This window comes from Pseudarthrobacter sp. lyk4-40-TYG-27, assembly GCF_030209295.1.
In the GTDB taxonomy this organism is placed as follows: Bacteria; Actinomycetota; Actinomycetes; order Actinomycetales; family Micrococcaceae; genus Arthrobacter.
In genome coordinates this window covers 1-15,428 of record NZ_JARVSH010000023.1, presented here as the reverse complement: position 1 = coordinate 15,428, position 15,428 = coordinate 1, and the positions used below count along the sequence as shown (strand labels likewise).

Below are 15,428 nucleotides of genomic sequence, written 5' to 3'. Positions count from 1 at the left end.
TTCTTCCGGCAGCTGCGGTCAGGCAGACCGGTCAGCGCATGTAAAGCCCACCGTTGATGTCCCAGCAGGCCCCCGTGACCGACGCCGCACCTGGTGAGGCAAGGAGCGCTACGGTGTCGGCGATGAATTCTGCGTCTCCGAGACGCCCGACCGGGATGTAGGCCTTGATGGCTTCCAGTTTGTCCGGATCCACGGTTTCGTACACCACAGGAAGGTCCAGGGGGCCTGGTGAGACAGCGTTTACGGTGACTCCGGCGGACGCAAACTCACGTGCGAAGACCTTGGTCAGGGTTGATACCCCGCCCTTGGAGGCCGCGTAGTGGGCCCCGGTGGCAGTCCCTCCGTTGTGACCGGCGAGGGAGTGGATGTTGACAATGCGCCCGTATCCACGGTCGCGGAAGTGGGGGCCGAAAACCTGGCACCCCAGGAACGTGCCGTTGAGATTGATTTCCACATTGGCGCTGAACTGTTCGGGAGTGATTTCCAGCAAGGGGGCTACCTGCGAACGACCGGCGTTGTTGACGAGGACGTCTGTACCACCCCACTTTTCGGTAAGGATGTCGCGGACCTCTTCCCAGTCCGACTTCTTACGGATGTCCAAGGCGCCCGCCCAGACCGTGTCCCCGGATGCGTCCAGACTGTCGGCCACGGGCTGGACGGACGCGGCGCTGGTGCCGGTAATGGCGACCTTGTACCCTTCCTTGTGCAGTTTCCGTGCGATGGTTTCACCGAGACCGCGGGCGGCTCCGGTGACGAGAGCAACGTTGTTCATGGATTGTCCTAGAGGAGGAAGCCGGAGGCGTTGACGGCGGAGTCGGAGTTGACCAAACGGATGATTTTGAGTTCGATCCTGGCGTCGTCGCCGGCGAAACGAACACGGTGCGTCAGGTCGGCGCCGAGCATCTGGAACTTATCCCGCTTGAATCCGACCAGCACCTGCGCGGAGCGCAGCGTCACGGTGTCCTGCGTCAGTTCCTCAACGGTGAAGCGGGAAATGGTGCGGGAGGTCCGGGCGGCTGCCACCGCGGACATGGAGTACCCCTGCACCAGGCGGGTAACGCGCATGTGTCGCATACGTGCGTCGTCATAAACCATGTTCAGAGACGACTCGAAGTCATCGGTGTCCGGGTCAACCGGGATGATGTACTTTGCGTCTTCGGTGTAAAGGGTCTGCCATTCCTCGTATTTCTTGTCATCGAGGATCTGGGCTTCGCGCCAGATCAGCTCTATCGCCCGGCTGACCAGCGGCTGGGACAGTTGACCGAGTGTTAGCTCATAAGTTGCGGGGGCCGGCCGGTTGTCGATAGCGGTCACTTCTGCGGCGGTCTCAGTTGTCATTGCCCATCATCCTTTTCCACATTGCGTACGATTCGCGCATGCCGGTTTCATCGGTCACGTGCGAGGTCTTCCATCCTTCGTCCACCGTCTCCTCGCGGCCCAGGCCGCGGTTGACGAGGATCGGCATTTCGGGGTTTGCCACTGCGCCGCGCTGCACGCGGTCCCAGGCCTCCGAGTCATCTGAGGTGCCGAAGCCAAAGGGTCCTTGGAAGTGTTCGTGGATGCGGAGCCGTTCGCGGTTGACGCTCTCGGGTCCACCGTCCAGCCCCAATGCCATGTGCTGGATCTCCGTTTCGTTGACCGAGATCGGGCGCAGGACGCGGAAGAAGGACATGGAGAGCGAGAGGTTCGGGAACAGGTTCAGGTTGTAGCCTGCGCCGTGCATGGTTCGGACGATCCGCCGGACCTGGTCCTGCGGCATGGTTTCGGACAGCTCGTCGATGATGTGGCGGAAGCGTTCCTGCAGTTCCTCAGTGCCGTCATCTTCTTCCAGGTCAACGTGTTCGGGGACCATGATGGCTACGCTGTGGCCGTTGCCAAGTGCGTGGGTGACGGCCTTCTCGTCGGTCATGAAGGACAGCATGTCTGCTGTCTCGGCATCCACGGAGGCCATCCAGGAACGGTGGACGATCGGGAAGTGGTAGCCGTCGGTGGTGTTCTCAAGCTGAATTTTCCAGTTCCCATCAAAGCGGAACTTGTGCTCTCCCTGAACCTTGACGGGGTACCCGGCGCCTTGTTTCATGAAACGGTCGATCCAGATTTTGGCGTCGCCGAGGAAGTCGCTCAGTGGCTCGATGTCATGCTTGAAGGTGGCGAAGATCAGCCCGTTGTAGCTCTCCACGCGCAGCCGCTGGAGGGGCAGGTCCTTCTTTTCCGCGACGCCTTCGTACCCGTCCGGGTAAGGGATGCCGCGGAGGTTTCCTTCGAGTGAGTAGGACCAGGAGTGGTAGGGGCAGGTGAACCCGTTGGCCTTGCCCTTGGGGACTTCGCAGACGCTGGCCCCGCGGTGGCGGCAGCGGTTGAGCAGCACGTTAAAGTTCCCCTTGCGGTCCCGGTTGACGATAACCGGCTGGGTACCGATATGGGCCATTTTGAAGCTGCCGGCTTCGGGGATTTCGCTTTCGTGGGCGACCCAGACCCAGGTGTTGTAAAAGATCTTTTCCATTTCCTGGTCAAAGATCTGCGGGTCTGTGTAAAGCTGGGCGGCGACCCGGTCGTCTGCTGCCAGACCAGCGAAGCCGCCAGTCCCTTCGGATGTTTGTGTCGTCATGACGTGCTCCTTGTAGTCGTTGATGCTGTTATGCGTTGACGATGTTGGCTGCGAGGTCAGCGGCGAACAACTTTTGGGTGCGGAAGTGCGATATTTGCGTCGTCCCGTGCGCGTATACGAAGTCCACCGTCAGCCTCGCTGAGATCAGTTCGGTGCGGCCCGATTTGTATTCGGAAATCTGCTGCATGATCCACTGTCCTGTTACTGCACCATTTGCTGTGGTGATCTGTTGGTTTCCCAACAGATGGACGTTTCGACGGAAGTGAGGGGCCGGCGGGAGGTACTCGGCAAGCATCGAGAGCACCGCGTCCTGGCCCTCCGCGCGGCCGAACTTTCCGGTGTACTCCGGGCCAAGGCCCTCCCAGATTGCGTCCGGGGTGAACAGCGCTGCCATTTCGTCCCAGTTGAACGTGTCTCGGGGAACGTCGCATAGGTCCATGTACCTGCTCAGAGTGCGCTGGGCTGACTCACAGGCCTCTAAACGGGCGAGCCGAAGGGCGAGGCTGGCCACGGTTTCTCGTGCCATGCCTGTTACTTGGTTTCCACGTCATCGCGGATGGTCAAAGCCCGACCGATGCGGGCTTCGATCTTGGCGTAACGCCAAAGGGCGTGTTCGCCCACCATCGTGGTGCGGAACAGGTTGCAAGCAGCTTTGACGGTCTCCTGGGTATCGACGTCGGCGAGGATGTAGCAGGTCCACGGCCATCCCTCGGAGGGGCCAACCACGTGTGAATCATCGTCCATGTTGCCGATGACGTCGACGCCCGGCATTCGGGCCATGTCTGCCATCATGCCGGAAAATGCAGTCCACACCGCCCCGATGCCACTCTTGGGTAGATCGAAGAAGTTCTGGTTGATGCCGATGCAGAACAGGACGCGCAACGGCTGCGTCTCGGGGTTTTCGCTCACGAAAGTCTCCTCAGAATTGGATTAGAGAAAGGCGGGGATGGCTGGCGGCATGTCCATCAGTACCGCGCCGGCGCCGTCGTAGATCCCGTCGCCCAGGAACGCGTGCTGCGTGACGACGGAGGCGTCGCGAAGGTAGCGCTGCATCGGATTCGAGTTGTAGATGGCGGCTGTGCCCGAGAGCGTATAGGCCGTTTGCACTGCTTTCGCGCCTACCTTGGCCGCGTGGGTGGCCGCCAACCGCAAGAGAGCCTTTTGCTTATCTGTCGCGGGGTCACCTGCGTCGACGGTGTCGTAAACCTCATCCGAGATTTCGTAGAAGAATGCACGGGCGGAGCGCAGCTCTGCTTCTGCCTTTGCAATGTCCATGCGGTAGTAGGGCCGGTCAGCCAGCTTGGGTGCCCCGGTAATGCCCGTGCGGCCACTGCCGGTCTTGATTGCGTAGTCCAGCGCAGCGCGTCCGGCACCAAGGTTCACGACGGCCAGTACCTGGGCGGCGTAGGCCACGGCCGGGTAACGGTAAAGGGGCTCGTCGACGGTGGGCTGTCCCCCGCGGACGAAAGTCCATTCATCCTTGACGAACTTCCCGTTGACCCTGAGATCATGGCTGCCTGTGCCGTGGAGTCCAATGACAGCCCAGTTCTCGACAATGTCAACATCTTCGGGACGCAAAAGGGCGGTGAGGGGCTTCCCTTGGGTTTCTTCGCCGCCCACCAGCCCAACACCAAGAATGTCAGCGCCCTTGCAGCCGCTGGAGAACTTCCATTCGCCGGCCACGTTCCAGCCCCCCGTGCCGCGGTCGACCTTCTGAACCGGGAAGAGTCCTCCGGCAAAGGTGACATCCGGACCCCCGGCGTACAGTTCCGCCTGGGTTTCCAAAGGCAACGCAGCGAGGTAGACATTGGCGGACCCGAAGCTTGCCACCCAACCTGAAGAAGCGTCGACGGCCGAGATTTTTTCGATGATATTCAGGAATTCACTCGGCCGGAGCGCGTCGCCGCCGAAACACTTTGGGGTCGCCGCCCGGAAAATACCCGCCTTTTTAAATTCGGAAATTACGTCACGCGGAATATATTTCTGCGCTCCAAATTCCTGTCGCCGTTCCCGAACCACTTCGAGCGCGCGGTCGAGCGTCGTCTGCGGGCAGCTGGTGAGAACATCGGTCATGGGAGTTCCAATCTGGAAGAGCTGCTAAATGATTTCTGCTGCCTCCAAAAGTATTTGTGCTTCCGGTTACGTTCAATCGGGGATTCGTAGCTTCACTCCAAAGAAATACCGGCCGCCCGTAAGGAAATTACCTATACGCGATGCTGCGCACCGGGGCTATCATCGCTTGTGGCTACTTCCCCGAGTAATGACTTTTTGTCGAAAATCGAGCGCGGCCGGAACGTGAACGCGTCCGGGCAGGCGCTTGGCCCTGCTCAGCAGGACTACGAGGTCCTTGTCCAGGCGCTGGGTTACTGCATCCTGCTCCACGACGCCGAGACCAAGAACATTCTGTGGGCCAACAACGCAGCCTGTGACATGCTTGGATTTTCCCTCGAGGAATTGCGGCCCCTTAAGGCCCCGGACATGAGCAGCCCCGACTCCCGGTATCGCCGCTCGGTGGGTGTGCAGTGGCTGCAGGACGCCGCGGACCAGGGAGTCAGCCGAACAGAGTGGATGTACCGCTCGAAGTCGGGACGGGACATCCTGACAGAGGCCGTGGCGACCAGGGTTGAACTTGGCTCCGGGAGCGCCATAATGGTCCAATTCCGGGACATCGAAAAGGAAGAATCCCTCAAGTCCGACCTGCAGCGTACAGAAGGTCGGCTGCAGGCGTTCTTGCTCCGGATGGCTGAAGGAATCCTCGTCCTGGACGACCACGGGATAATCACGTTTGCCAGCGGGGCGGCCTCGGCCCAGCTGGGCCGGGACGTCGAGGAACTATATGGCCAGTGTTTCCTCGAACTGTGTGCCCTCTCCTCGCGGCCGGCATTGCAGAAGGCGCTGGACAAGGACCGAACTGAGGGTGCCGCGTCGAGCCTGAGGGTCCAGGTGGACCGCCCCGACGGTGCGGATCGCTGGTTCGGAGTCAGCTGTCAATACATCTCTTTGGAGAAAGACCTCACAGGCACGATGCTCCTGCTGCAGGACATCAGCGAGCAGGTAGCGGCCGAGGAGCAACACCGCCGCGACCTCGAGCACCTGAACTACTTGGGCCGCTACAACGCCATGGGAGACATGGCCATGGCGATCGCGCATGAACTCGGTCAGCCCTTGGCCGCGGCCACCAACTTCGTCGATGGGGTGTCGCGGCGGCTGCGTGACCCGGATAAAGGGATTGAGGACCTCCTGTATGGCCTGGACAATGCCAGGATGCAGATCAACAGGGCCAACCAAATCGTCAAGAGCCTCAGGGACTTCGTGGTCCAGCTCGAGCAGTCGGAACAGGTTGTGGATCTGAACGAGATTGTGCGCGACTGCATGTACTTCGTCCAGCTCCGCGCAGACCAGAATGATACCGAAGTGCAGCTGGTAATGAGCGAGGCACCCATCTGGATCCGCTGTGAGAAGGTGTTGACAGGACAGGTGATCCTGAACCTCTGCCACAACGCCATTGATGAGATGTCCGGCTGGCCCAAAAGGGAACGCCATGTGACGATCACAACCTATGCGACTTCCGAAGCCGGTGTGTTCCGCGTCGCGGACCGGGGAAAGGGCTTGTCCCATATCCCTGATGGCAGGATTTTCGATGGTGCCTTCACCTCCAAATCAACTGGAAGCGGCATCGGCCTGGCACTCAGCCATCGCATCATCACCCGTCAACACGGACGGATTTATGCGGAAGAGAATGAATCCCGCGGCGCGTCCTTCACGTTCGAATTGCCTCTTACGGACATAGAGGATCTGCTGTAGGAGGCTCAGCCCTGTGTGTTGTTTCGGGCTCGGCAGCCGAGTGCTCTGACTCCGGGTGCAACAAATGCCGAAAGCAAGCGCGCAGGCGCCTATAAGTTACCAGGATTGGGACAGCCGTAGAGTCGGCACCCGTTCGGGCCGGGACGGCGCCTCTTACCCTGAGGCACCCTCCCGGCGAACAGACAGTGGCGGAGCGGAAAGTCAGGTCGTGATGGCTTCCGTGATGTTGTCGTAGGCCCCCGGATTCCTGGCCTTGAGCACGGCCGCTTGAATCAGCCCGGCAACCAGCGCAAGAAGGATCACTCCCAGCAAAATGACGCTTGTGGCCCCAAAGGCAGGATCGCCGGCATCGTTGACGTCCCCGACGAGAAGCGGAAAGTAAGTGAGCATAATCCCGATGGCCACGGCCAAGCCGATGAATCCGAGAACGGGTGCCGTGACTGTGTGCCAAGCCGAGAGATGCGAGGCATGCCTACGGAAGTAAACGATGACCGCGACGGAGGTCATCGCCATCAGCACAGCGATGGCAAGGGGCGTCATGCCCGAGCACCAGGTGAAGATCTGGAGGACGGGGTCCAGACCGATGACTGCGAAGAGGGTCATGAGCGCCAAGACGGTCACGGTTTGCACGACCGATGAAAAATAGGGCGAATTGTGCCGCTCATGCACCCTGCTGAGGCTCTTGGGGAGAAGGCCTGCTACTGACATGGCATGCTGGTACCGCGTCAGGACGTTATGCAGCGAGAGAACGCACGCGAAAAGGCTTGTGACGAGAAGAACGTTAACGACTGCTTCCCCTGCCGGGCCGAGGTAATTGTAGGCCGTCTTCAGGAGCATGGACGCTGGGTCGGAAGAGGCCTCGACGATCTGGTCAGGCCCCCACGCCATGACCAGCGCCCACGTAACGACAGCATAAAAAGTGCCGATTCCCAGAACGGCACCATACGTTGCCCGGGGAATTGTCTTGTCCGGGTCTTTTGCCTCGTCACGAAATACGGTGACGGCCTCAAAACCAATGAAACCCGACATGGCGATCATCAAACCTACGCCGGGAGCACCCGAGACGATATTTGGAATCTCGAAGGGTTGCATTGATAGCCCTTCAGAGCCGCCGGTGACGGCGACGGCGACAACTATTGCGGTGAGAACGGCTATTTCGGCGATGAGCAGAAACCCCAGGACCTTAGAGCTGAGATCGATGCGAAAGTATCCAAGAACTCCCACGGATCCTATGGCCGCAATGCTGTACAGCCACCAAGGAAGGGCCGGTCCACCCAGCAAAGCCGCCGTGGTGCTCAAGACCTGCCCCATATACCCGTAAACGGCGATCTGCACGGCAGTATAGGCAGTAATTGCCAGGTACGCGGCAGCCAATCCTGGCGGTCGGCCCAGACCATAGCCGATATAGGCGAAGAAGGTTCCCGGCTTCGGCACGTGACGCGTCATGGCCGTGAGCCCTACCGCGAAGAGGACCAAAATCAGGGCGCACACGAGGAAGAGGGACGGAAAACCAATGCCGTTTCCGAGAAGAAATCCAAGCGGTGCAGCCCCAGCCATCATCGTCAGCGGGGATGCGGCAGCGACAACCATAAACACAATCGCGCCGACGCCGAGGGTGCCGCTTAATTTTGGCGTGGCATTTGCAGGGGTGCTTGCCGGTGCCGTTGTTTCAAGATTGGGGGTAATAGCCATAAGGGTCTCCCTGAAGAGGCTTTTAGGTGCCCCGGGCCCCTGTTGGCTTGCTGCCGAGGGGCCCGGGCACGGAACGATAGCGCGTCATTGCGCACAGGCCCGTATGGGCCCGGAATATGAGAAGGCGGGCCGCCGGCCAGCCGTGGGACCTGCAGGTCTGGCCGGTGGTGCCGGCTAGGAAACGGGGTTGAGGTGGTGGCCGTAGGGTTCGGCGAGTACGACGGCCTCACGCTGGCGCGTCACAAGCGATCCATTCTCAACGTCGAAGTACTCGGTGGAGATATTTTCGAGGGCGTCACGGTTTTCCTCGCGGTCAAGGTCGTAGGTGTCTCCCAGGGGACCTGACGAGCGCGCGAAGATAGGTGCCAACAGCTCGTAATCGCCCTGATCAAGCGAGAAGGCCGTCGTCCTGACATTGTCCGCGATGTGGCGGGCGTGGCGGGAGCCTTGGATGACGGCCGCGGTTGCCGGCTGCTCAAGAACGAATCTGGACGCGACGTTGGGGATGGAAACGCCATGCCGCTGCGCTATGGTGTCCATGGCCGAAAGCATCTCTTGGTACAGGTTCCATCCTCCGAAATCGCAGATGATCCGGTAGTACTTGTCCAGGGAGACGTTTTCGAAGTTGGGCGAACCCGGATCAGGGATGCCAAGCCACTTCTTGCTGAACAGTCCGCCCGCCAGGGACCCGTAGCAGACGAGCTTGACGTTGTTTGCGAGACAGTACTCCTCCATGCCGTTCTGTGCCCTGCGGTCGGTCATGGAGTACTGAACCTGGTTGACGATGATGTCAGCCCCTGCGTCCACCATTTTGGCCAGCTCGGGCACGTTGAAGTTGGTTCCACCGATGTGGTGAATCTTGCCGGCCTTTTTCAAGTCCTCGAGAACCAGTGCGACGTCGACGCAGCCGTCGATGTCATAGTTCCACCAGTGCAGCTGGACGAGATTGAGCCGCTCGATTTTCAGACGCTGGAGGGAGCGGTCAATGACCGCTTCGACTTTTCTCCGGTCCAAGGTACGAAGCCCTTCCTCTTCCAGGAACGCCGGAATGTACTTGGTATGAACGCTGATCTGCTCCGCCGCGGCGGAACCGCGTTCGCGACGGAACCTTTCGATGAAGGTTCCGATGCGTTCCTCGACACCGTAGTAGATGTCGCCGCAGTCGAAGGAAGTGATTCCGGCATCAACGTGGGCGCTCATGTGGGCATACATATCATCGGAGCCGCCAAGGGATGTGCTGTGGTCATCGGCGAGTTGCCAGTTGCCCTTGATGATCCTGGAGGTATCAAAGTCAGGGCGGAGCTGTACGCGAGGAACGTTCATTTACTTCTCCTTAGTGGTGCGAGAGTCTGTTCGCTGTGGCGGTAGGAGCGGCGGGTGCCTTGGCTGATGCGGAACACTCCTCCGCAGTTTGGGTCGGGGCAGGCGATGTCGGTGTCCGTCGCCATCCAGTCGTTGGGATGGAGTTCTCTCGCTTTCGCTGCCAACAGCGGCAGCAGAGCTGCCAGCGGGAAAATAGGGAAGGGCTTCCCGGTTGGGAAATTAAGCAGGTCATCGTCGGTCACGGTGAAGTAATCGCCTTCGTCGTGGCGGCAGACCATGGGGCGGCCGTCAGCGGAACGAAGCACGTCAACCCGTAAGTCGTGAAGGAAGAATTCATCGTCAAACTGCATTGGGAAATCCTTGGGGTCATAAGGGTCAAGGGACGCGGGCCCGAGGGAAGGGGTCTAACAGCTCGCGTCTAGGTCATGCGACCTAGGCGGGTAGATGAAATGCTAGAGTCATCGGGTAACGCAGGTCAACGGTTTTTCCCAAGTAACCGAAAAATGGCACAAGAACCTGTGGACGAAGACGGGCAGCCGCCCTGGAGATATGGAGACATCGTGACAGCCAACGACCTCGTCGGAACAGTGGCCGCCCGCGAGCCTGGGGTTCAGGAAAACGGCCGCAAGGAAGCCATCGTCCAGGCGGCCCGCAGCTTGTTTGTCAGTGAGGGCTACTCCGCTTTCAGTATGCGCAGTGTGGCGAAATCGCAGGGAATCAGCCTCGGCCACCTTCAGCACTTCTTCCACACCAAGACGGATCTCCTGTGGGCAATTCTCGAGTACACCACGGAGACGTACGTCAGGGCTTACGAATCGTTCATCCGGTCCCTGCCTGACAGCCCGGAAGAAAGGTTCAGGGGAGTTGTCCAGTACCTCCTCGATGACGTCAGGAATGCCGAGGTGACTGCGTTCTTCGTGGAGTGGTGGCCGGTCACGTTAAGGGACGCGTCCGCCCGGGAGCTGTTGCGCCGACTATACAAGCGAAACATGGATGACTTTTCGCGCTTTATAGGGGATGCGCGGCCCGACCTTGCCCCGTGGAAAGTGCAATCGCTGGCCCTGCAGGTTATGGCGTTGATCGACGGCATTCTCATCTACTGCCACACCGAGTCCCCCTCGGATGCTGAGTTCTCCCGGGTGACCGAAGAGGTCGCGGCCACTATCAACACGCTGGTTGGAATCGGCACGTAGGCTTAGCGACGCCAGGGAGCGTATGCATCCACGTCGGCCGCAGTGGCTGGCCCCATCGGCGAAGCCCGTGGGTATCGCGTGCACTCTCGAATCTGTGTCCCGGTACCTGGGCGGCCTGGCGCAACGCGTTCGGGCCGGGTCGTTCAATTAGGGGTGTACCGGTCTTCTTAGGCGCGCAACGAGTGTGGCGGCAAGCATCGCACTGACCAGTTCAAGCCCGATGATGAACAGCAGCTGGGAAGCTCCGGACGGATCAGATCCGGGTCTCACTGGAGTTCCAGCATGGGAGTGTCCGCCCGCCGAGCCAAGCAGCAGTACTGCGTGCAGGGCAACCATGGCCAGCGCAGCAGCGGTCACCTTGTGGAGAGCCTTTACTCTGCTATGACGCCAGATGTGGATTGAGCAGGGCAAGCAAACGGCGGCCATACCTACCATAAGTAAGCTCAGCCAGGCACCGTGGTGACCGGAGCCGGCTATCCATAGGTGGATCAGGCAGGAGAAGGCGGTAAAAACCGCACACGTACGCGGGTGCAAAACGGGCCCGCTGGCGCGGGCCCGTTTTGTTGCTTTCATAAGCGGTGAGTCCTAGTTGTGGCAGCTGCCGGAGCCGCTGTGTCCTGCTTCAGTACCGGTATGGCAGGCCGAAGCCGCGTTGGGGTTGGCGGGGACGTCCAGGACGGGGCTGCGGTCGAAGAAGCCCTCGGGCCGCAGTTTGAAGCCCACGGTGTCCACGGGCATGATGGGCCAGTCCTCGACGCGGGGGAAGTGGGTCAGGCCGAAGGTGTGCCACACCACGATGTCCTGGCCGTCGATGTCGCGGTCCTGCGCCACGTACGCGGGCAGCCCGGCGCCGCCGGAGTGCTGGTTGACGAAGTCACCGGTGGGGTAGCGCTCCTCCTCGGCATAGCGGGTGACCCACAGGTCCTTGGTGGCGAACGCCGCCCGCCGGGCGATCGAGGAGTCCGGGTCCGCCAGCAGCGTGGGCTGGTTGTGGGCGTGCAGCTTGTAGCCCACCGGCTCCCCCAGCCGGTTCCGGGATTCAGGGTTGGAGATGATCCAGGTCCTGCCCGCGCGGGCGTCGGCTTCACGGACGGCCTCCGATTCCCGGGCCAGGACGGTGCGCTTGCGGGAGAAGGCGTTGCCCCGTTCGTTGCCCGGGCCCATGGCCTGGCGCACCACGTCCTCCTCCTCCACCCGGTTGGTGAAGCCGTCCACGGCCATGTCCAGCCGGGCACTGAAGAGGTGCTGATGGAACGGGGCGCCCAGGCCCGGGGCGAGCTGGGAGATGTTGTCCGAGCCGCCCCCGGGGAACGCGGAGGTGAAGACGACGCCCGTAGCCTTCGCCTCGAATTCGATGGTGCCGTCCAGGTAGAGGTACCAGTAGAAGCCGTAGTCGTAGTTGCCGATGGTGGTGAAGAAGGAGATCACCAGGCGGCGGTTGCGGCGGGTGTAGTTGATCCCCGTGTACATGTCGGAGTGCTTGGAGAGGATGCTCCAGTCCTCCTCGTGCATGCAGATACCGTTCCGGATCTCCCGCGGGTTGCCGAACGCGTCACTGACCACCGGGCTCAGGTAGGTGATCTCGCCCAGGCAGTCGCAGCCCAGCTCGAGCGAGTTGGCGTACTGGCCCACCAGGTATTCGCCGGTGTCGAAGTAGTTCTGCCAGGACCGGATGGGTGACGGGTCACCGTACGGGACCACCATTTCAGCAATCGAGGCGCGGTTGATGATGGGCCGCTTCCGGTCCCCGTCCTGGAACGCCAAGTTGTGGAGGACGATTCCCTCGCGTGCGTCGAATCCGACGTCCAGGCTCCACTTTTCCCACTCCACGTGGTTGCCGCCGGTCACGGTGAAGCTGGGCCCCTCCGGCTGGGTGATGCTGATGGGCTTCTGGGTGTCGCGGAGGGGCCCGGTCAGCTCCGGATCCGTGTAGTTGCCGTGCTCGGCGGGGATGGGCATGACGCCGAGGTCGATCACCTGGGTGACTTCCTTGCTGACCACATCCACATAGGCCACGAGCCCGTCCACAGGGTGCGCCCAGGCGCTGTCCTCCGGGAACTCCTGGACGAAGGCCAGGCCGCGCAGGATCCGGCGGCCCTTCTCCTCCGCATACTCAAAGACGCCGGCGGACAGCGGAGCCACCCGGACCTTTTCGACCTCGAGGCCGCGGTCAGCCAGCGCCTTCAGCCACCGTTCATCCTTAGCCAAGAGGTCCTCGACCAGCCCGAACTCCTCCTCGAGCACGGGAAGTTCGCCGGTTCGGGAGGTGTCCAGCACGATCGCGGACTCAACCTGCCGCTTCGTGGTGGAGACAACGACGTCATGCGGGGTCCCGCCGGTGATGTCGTGAACGAAAACACGGAATCGACGTTCAGCGTCGCCCTCAGTTACTCCACGCGGAGGTTCCAACAGGCCAAGGTAAGCGATCCGGTGGTGGGGCTCAAGGTGGCCTGCGGCTTGAAGGATGGAACGCACTTCAATAATCTCCGGCGCCGTCGCCAGTTGAAATGCAGATGCAGTATCAGTTGGTGCAAGAGTCATTGGGAAACCTTTGTCCAGGCCGTCACCGGCCAGCGGCTTTTTTCTATGGGTGTAGAGATTACGGCTATGTGGCACACAATCGTCATAAGGGAACCTTTATTCGCCACGTGTCGAAAAAAGGGTGACATGACCACACCCCGATGCCTACTCTGTGTGTTACGTCACGACCAGAACGGACCACTCCGCTCGGTCACTCCTCCGCAAGATCCCCAGAGCCCAGCTCACTGTGAATCTTCGACCTCATCATTTCTAAGGAAAACCATGAACCAAAGTGGAACCGTCACCGCCCCTGCTTCGGCAACGACACGCACCATCTACAGCCCATCCACGGGCGAGCCGGTTGGAGAGGCTCCGGTCCATACCGTTGACGACCTGGAAAAGGCGATTGCGGCGGCATCCGCGGCGCAACCCGCCTGGGCAGCATTGAGCCATGAAGAGCGGTCGGCTGCCTTAAACCGCGCCGCTGATGCGGTAGAGCGGTCGGCCGAGGAACTGGCGCAGTTGCTCTCCCGCGAGCAGGGCAAGCCGTTGAATGGCCCCAACGCCCGCTTTGAAGTGAGCGGTTGCGCCGGCTGGCTCCGCGCTACGGCAGCCACTCCCCTGCACCCCGAGACCATCATCGATGATGGTGAAATAAAGGCTGAGCTGCACTACCGTCCCATCGGCCTGGTCGGAGCCATTGGACCGTGGAACTGGCCAATGATGATTACCGTGTGGCAGATCGCGCCAGCACTCCGCATGGGCAACGCCGTTGTAGTCAAGCCCTCTGAGTACACTCCTCTGAGTGTTTTGGCCCTGATCAAGGTCATCAATCAGGAGCTCCCGGAAGGCCTCCTGACGGTCATCTCGGGAGGTCGGGATGTCGGTGCACGTCTGGCAGAACATCCTGCCATCGGCAAGGTCATGTTCACCGGGTCCACAGCAACGGGAAAGGCGATTATTAAGTCTTCTGCCGACACCGTAAAGCGGCTCACCCTGGAGCTCGGAGGCAACGACGCAGGCATCGTACTGCCGGACGCCGATCCGAAAGCCATTGCCGAAGGTCTCTTCTGGGGCGCCTTCCTCAACACGGGCCAGACCTGTGCGGCGCTCAAGCGCCTCTACGTGCACACCGACATCTACGACGCTGTCTGCGAAGCTCTCACCGCCGTCGCCGCGGCTATGCCCATGGGCGATGGTCTCGATGAGAATAATGTCCTCGGACCGCTGCAGAACCGGCAGCAGTTCGACATCGTCTCCCGCCTCGTCGAAGCCGCCAAAGAATCTGGTGCAAAGGTCCTGCTGGGCGGAAACCCGAAGGCAGACCAACCCGGTAATTTCTACCCCACGACAATCGTCGCTGACATCGACAACGACAACCCCCTCGTCGCCGAAGAACAGTTTGGCCCGGCGCTCCCCATCATCCGATACAACACAGTCGAAGAAGCCATCGCGCACGCGAATGGCCTCGAAGTCGGGCTGGGAGCCTCTGTCTGGTCCGCTGATCCTGCCGCTGCGCGTGACGTAGCCATGCGGCTCGAAGCAGGCACTGTATGGATCAACTCCCACGGCATGGTCAACCCCCTCATCCCCTTCGGCGGCTCCAAGCAGTCCGGATATGGCCTCGAATTCGGTCTTGAAGGCCTCAAAGCGCTTGGTGTGCCGCAGGTAATCAACGGCTAATGGCCCCTGGCATTCTGCCTGCCCTGCTGGCTCCGAGAGGGGTCAAGCAACACATTTAACATCATCGCCGGGGAACCTCCATGTCTCACTCATCGCCTCCCGGACAGACCAACTTGGAGTCCGCGGTACCAATCCGTGGGCGAACCAGTTGGTAGAGGACGCAGCAAGGGCCATGAGGCCCTGCCCGGCTCTGCCATCTTAGAGCCAGACACGGCCGACGGGTCTCCGGGGGCCGGTGACGCTGAAGGCTTATCCACCGACCTGACTGGCGACCTCCGGGGTGAATCGGCGTGCTCATCGGCGCGCACAACGATGTTCCGTGCGCGGAGGGCTCAGCCAAGGAGCCCTTCTGCTCCGGCATGAAGACGAAAAGCAAAACCCAACTGCATAGATGCGCGCCAGCACCACGAAGATAGGTAGAAACGCGGTGACGTACATGCCAGCTATTCTGGAGGCGGATGCCTGAGTGTCGTTAGCAACATGTTTCCTCCCTCCTACACGTCGGAGAGGTAAGTTTTTGCGATGGTGTTCAGGGATTTAGGACTCAGGGCGGGTCCGTGTCCTGGGAAGACCGCACTTACTTCGAGGCGTGCTAAAAGGTTCAT

At 60.8% G+C, this 15,428-nt stretch carries 13 protein-coding genes; 3 read left to right on the top strand and 10 right to left on the bottom strand.

What is annotated here, in order from left to right; genetic code table 11:
* Window positions 1-31: 31 nt before the first annotated feature.
* Genes QRM96_RS20895 through QRM96_RS20870 form a run of 6 tightly spaced genes read right to left on the bottom strand, consistent with a single transcriptional unit; the run spans window position 32 to window position 4,681 of the window.
* Window positions 32-772: an SDR family NAD(P)-dependent oxidoreductase gene (locus tag QRM96_RS20895; protein ID WP_285320869.1), complete on the bottom strand. Its 741-nt coding sequence runs from the start codon at window positions 770-772 to the stop codon at window positions 32-34.
* Window positions 773-780: 8 nt separating this feature from the next.
* Window positions 781-1,338 carry an aromatic-ring-hydroxylating dioxygenase subunit beta gene (locus tag QRM96_RS20890; RefSeq protein ID WP_285320868.1) on the bottom strand — a complete coding sequence of 186 codons (558 nt, stop codon included), beginning with the start codon at window positions 1,336-1,338 and terminating at the stop codon, window positions 781-783.
* Window positions 1,328-2,608 (bottom strand): aromatic ring-hydroxylating oxygenase subunit alpha, encoded by a 1,281-nt coding sequence (locus QRM96_RS20885; RefSeq protein ID WP_285320867.1) that lies wholly within the window; start codon window positions 2,606-2,608, stop codon window positions 1,328-1,330. Before QRM96_RS20885 ends, QRM96_RS20890 begins: the two co-directional genes overlap by 11 nt.
* A 28-nt stretch (window positions 2,609-2,636) precedes the next feature.
* Window positions 2,637-3,134: a nuclear transport factor 2 family protein gene (locus tag QRM96_RS20880; protein WP_285320866.1), complete on the bottom strand. Its 498-nt coding sequence runs from the start codon at window positions 3,132-3,134 to the stop codon at window positions 2,637-2,639.
* Window positions 3,135-3,139: 5 nt separating this feature from the next.
* Complete coding sequence (locus tag QRM96_RS20875; RefSeq protein ID WP_285320865.1) at window positions 3,140-3,517, bottom strand: hypothetical protein; 378 nt, start codon at window positions 3,515-3,517, stop codon at window positions 3,140-3,142.
* A 21-nt stretch (window positions 3,518-3,538) separates the two neighbouring features.
* Complete coding sequence (locus tag QRM96_RS20870; protein ID WP_285320864.1) at window positions 3,539-4,681, bottom strand: acyl-CoA dehydrogenase family protein; 1,143 nt, start codon at window positions 4,679-4,681, stop codon at window positions 3,539-3,541.
* Between the two features lie 195 nt (window positions 4,682-4,876).
* Here QRM96_RS20870 and QRM96_RS20865 point away from each other — a divergent pair, with 195 nt between their 5' ends.
* Window positions 4,877-6,412 (top strand): PAS domain S-box protein, encoded by a 1,536-nt coding sequence (locus QRM96_RS20865; RefSeq protein ID WP_285320862.1) that lies wholly within the window; start codon window positions 4,877-4,879, stop codon window positions 6,410-6,412.
* 201 nt (window positions 6,413-6,613) lie between these two features.
* Here the strand turns inward: QRM96_RS20865 and QRM96_RS20860 are convergent, their stop codons facing one another.
* From QRM96_RS20860 to QRM96_RS20850, 3 genes are all read right to left on the bottom strand, one after another.
* The gene (locus QRM96_RS20860) at window positions 6,614-8,104 is read right to left on the bottom strand and encodes an APC family permease (RefSeq protein WP_285320861.1); all 1,491 of its coding nucleotides are present in this window, start codon (window positions 8,102-8,104) and stop codon (window positions 6,614-6,616) included.
* 174 nt (window positions 8,105-8,278) lie between these two features.
* Window positions 8,279-9,427 (bottom strand): aldo/keto reductase, encoded by a 1,149-nt coding sequence (locus QRM96_RS20855; RefSeq protein WP_285320860.1) that lies wholly within the window; start codon window positions 9,425-9,427, stop codon window positions 8,279-8,281.
* Window positions 9,424-9,777, bottom strand: coding sequence for a TIGR04076 family protein (locus QRM96_RS20850; protein WP_285320859.1), 354 nt, complete (start codon window positions 9,775-9,777; stop codon window positions 9,424-9,426). Before QRM96_RS20850 ends, QRM96_RS20855 begins: the two co-directional genes overlap by 4 nt.
* A gap of 210 nt (window positions 9,778-9,987) precedes the next feature.
* On the opposite strand from QRM96_RS20850, the gene QRM96_RS20845 reads away from it, so the two are divergent.
* Complete coding sequence (locus tag QRM96_RS20845) at window positions 9,988-10,620, top strand: TetR/AcrR family transcriptional regulator (RefSeq protein ID WP_285320858.1); 633 nt, start codon at window positions 9,988-9,990, stop codon at window positions 10,618-10,620.
* 585 nt (window positions 10,621-11,205) lie between these two features.
* Here the strand turns inward: QRM96_RS20845 and QRM96_RS20835 are convergent.
* Window positions 11,206-13,161, bottom strand: a complete 1,956-nt coding sequence (locus QRM96_RS20835) for a primary-amine oxidase (protein ID WP_285320856.1) — start codon at window positions 13,159-13,161, stop codon at window positions 11,206-11,208.
* A 261-nt stretch (window positions 13,162-13,422) separates the two neighbouring features.
* On the opposite strand from QRM96_RS20835, the gene QRM96_RS20830 reads away from it, so the two are divergent.
* Window positions 13,423-14,823 (top strand): aldehyde dehydrogenase family protein, encoded by a 1,401-nt coding sequence (locus tag QRM96_RS20830; RefSeq protein ID WP_285320855.1) that lies wholly within the window; start codon window positions 13,423-13,425, stop codon window positions 14,821-14,823.
* The last annotated feature ends 605 nt before the right edge of the window (window positions 14,824-15,428 follow it).

Bases quoted from the DNA above. Each gene is read 5' to 3' on its own strand.
- QRM96_RS20895 (WP_285320869.1), bottom strand. From the start codon at position 772: ATGAACAACGTTGCTCTCGTCACCGGAGCCGCCCGCGGTCTCGGTGAA.
- QRM96_RS20890 (WP_285320868.1), bottom strand. From the start codon at position 1,338: ATGACAACTGAGACCGCCGCAGAAGTGACCGCTATCGACAACCGGCCG.
- QRM96_RS20885 (WP_285320867.1), bottom strand. From the start codon at position 2,608: ATGACGACACAAACATCCGAAGGGACTGGCGGCTTCGCTGGTCTGGCA.
- QRM96_RS20880 (WP_285320866.1), bottom strand. From the start codon at position 3,134: ATGGCACGAGAAACCGTGGCCAGCCTCGCCCTTCGGCTCGCCCGTTTA.
- QRM96_RS20870 (WP_285320864.1), bottom strand. From the start codon at position 4,681: ATGACCGATGTTCTCACCAGCTGCCCGCAGACGACGCTCGACCGCGCG.
- QRM96_RS20860 (WP_285320861.1), bottom strand. From the start codon at position 8,104: ATGGCTATTACCCCCAATCTTGAAACAACGGCACCGGCAAGCACCCCT.
- QRM96_RS20855 (WP_285320860.1), bottom strand. From the start codon at position 9,427: ATGAACGTTCCTCGCGTACAGCTCCGCCCTGACTTTGATACCTCCAGG.
- QRM96_RS20850 (WP_285320859.1), bottom strand. From the start codon at position 9,777: ATGCAGTTTGACGATGAATTCTTCCTTCACGACTTACGGGTTGACGTG.
- QRM96_RS20835 (WP_285320856.1), bottom strand. From the start codon at position 13,161: ATGACTCTTGCACCAACTGATACTGCATCTGCATTTCAACTGGCGACG.
- QRM96_RS20830 (WP_285320855.1), top strand. From the start codon at position 13,423: ATGAACCAAAGTGGAACCGTCACCGCCCCTGCTTCGGCAACGACACGC.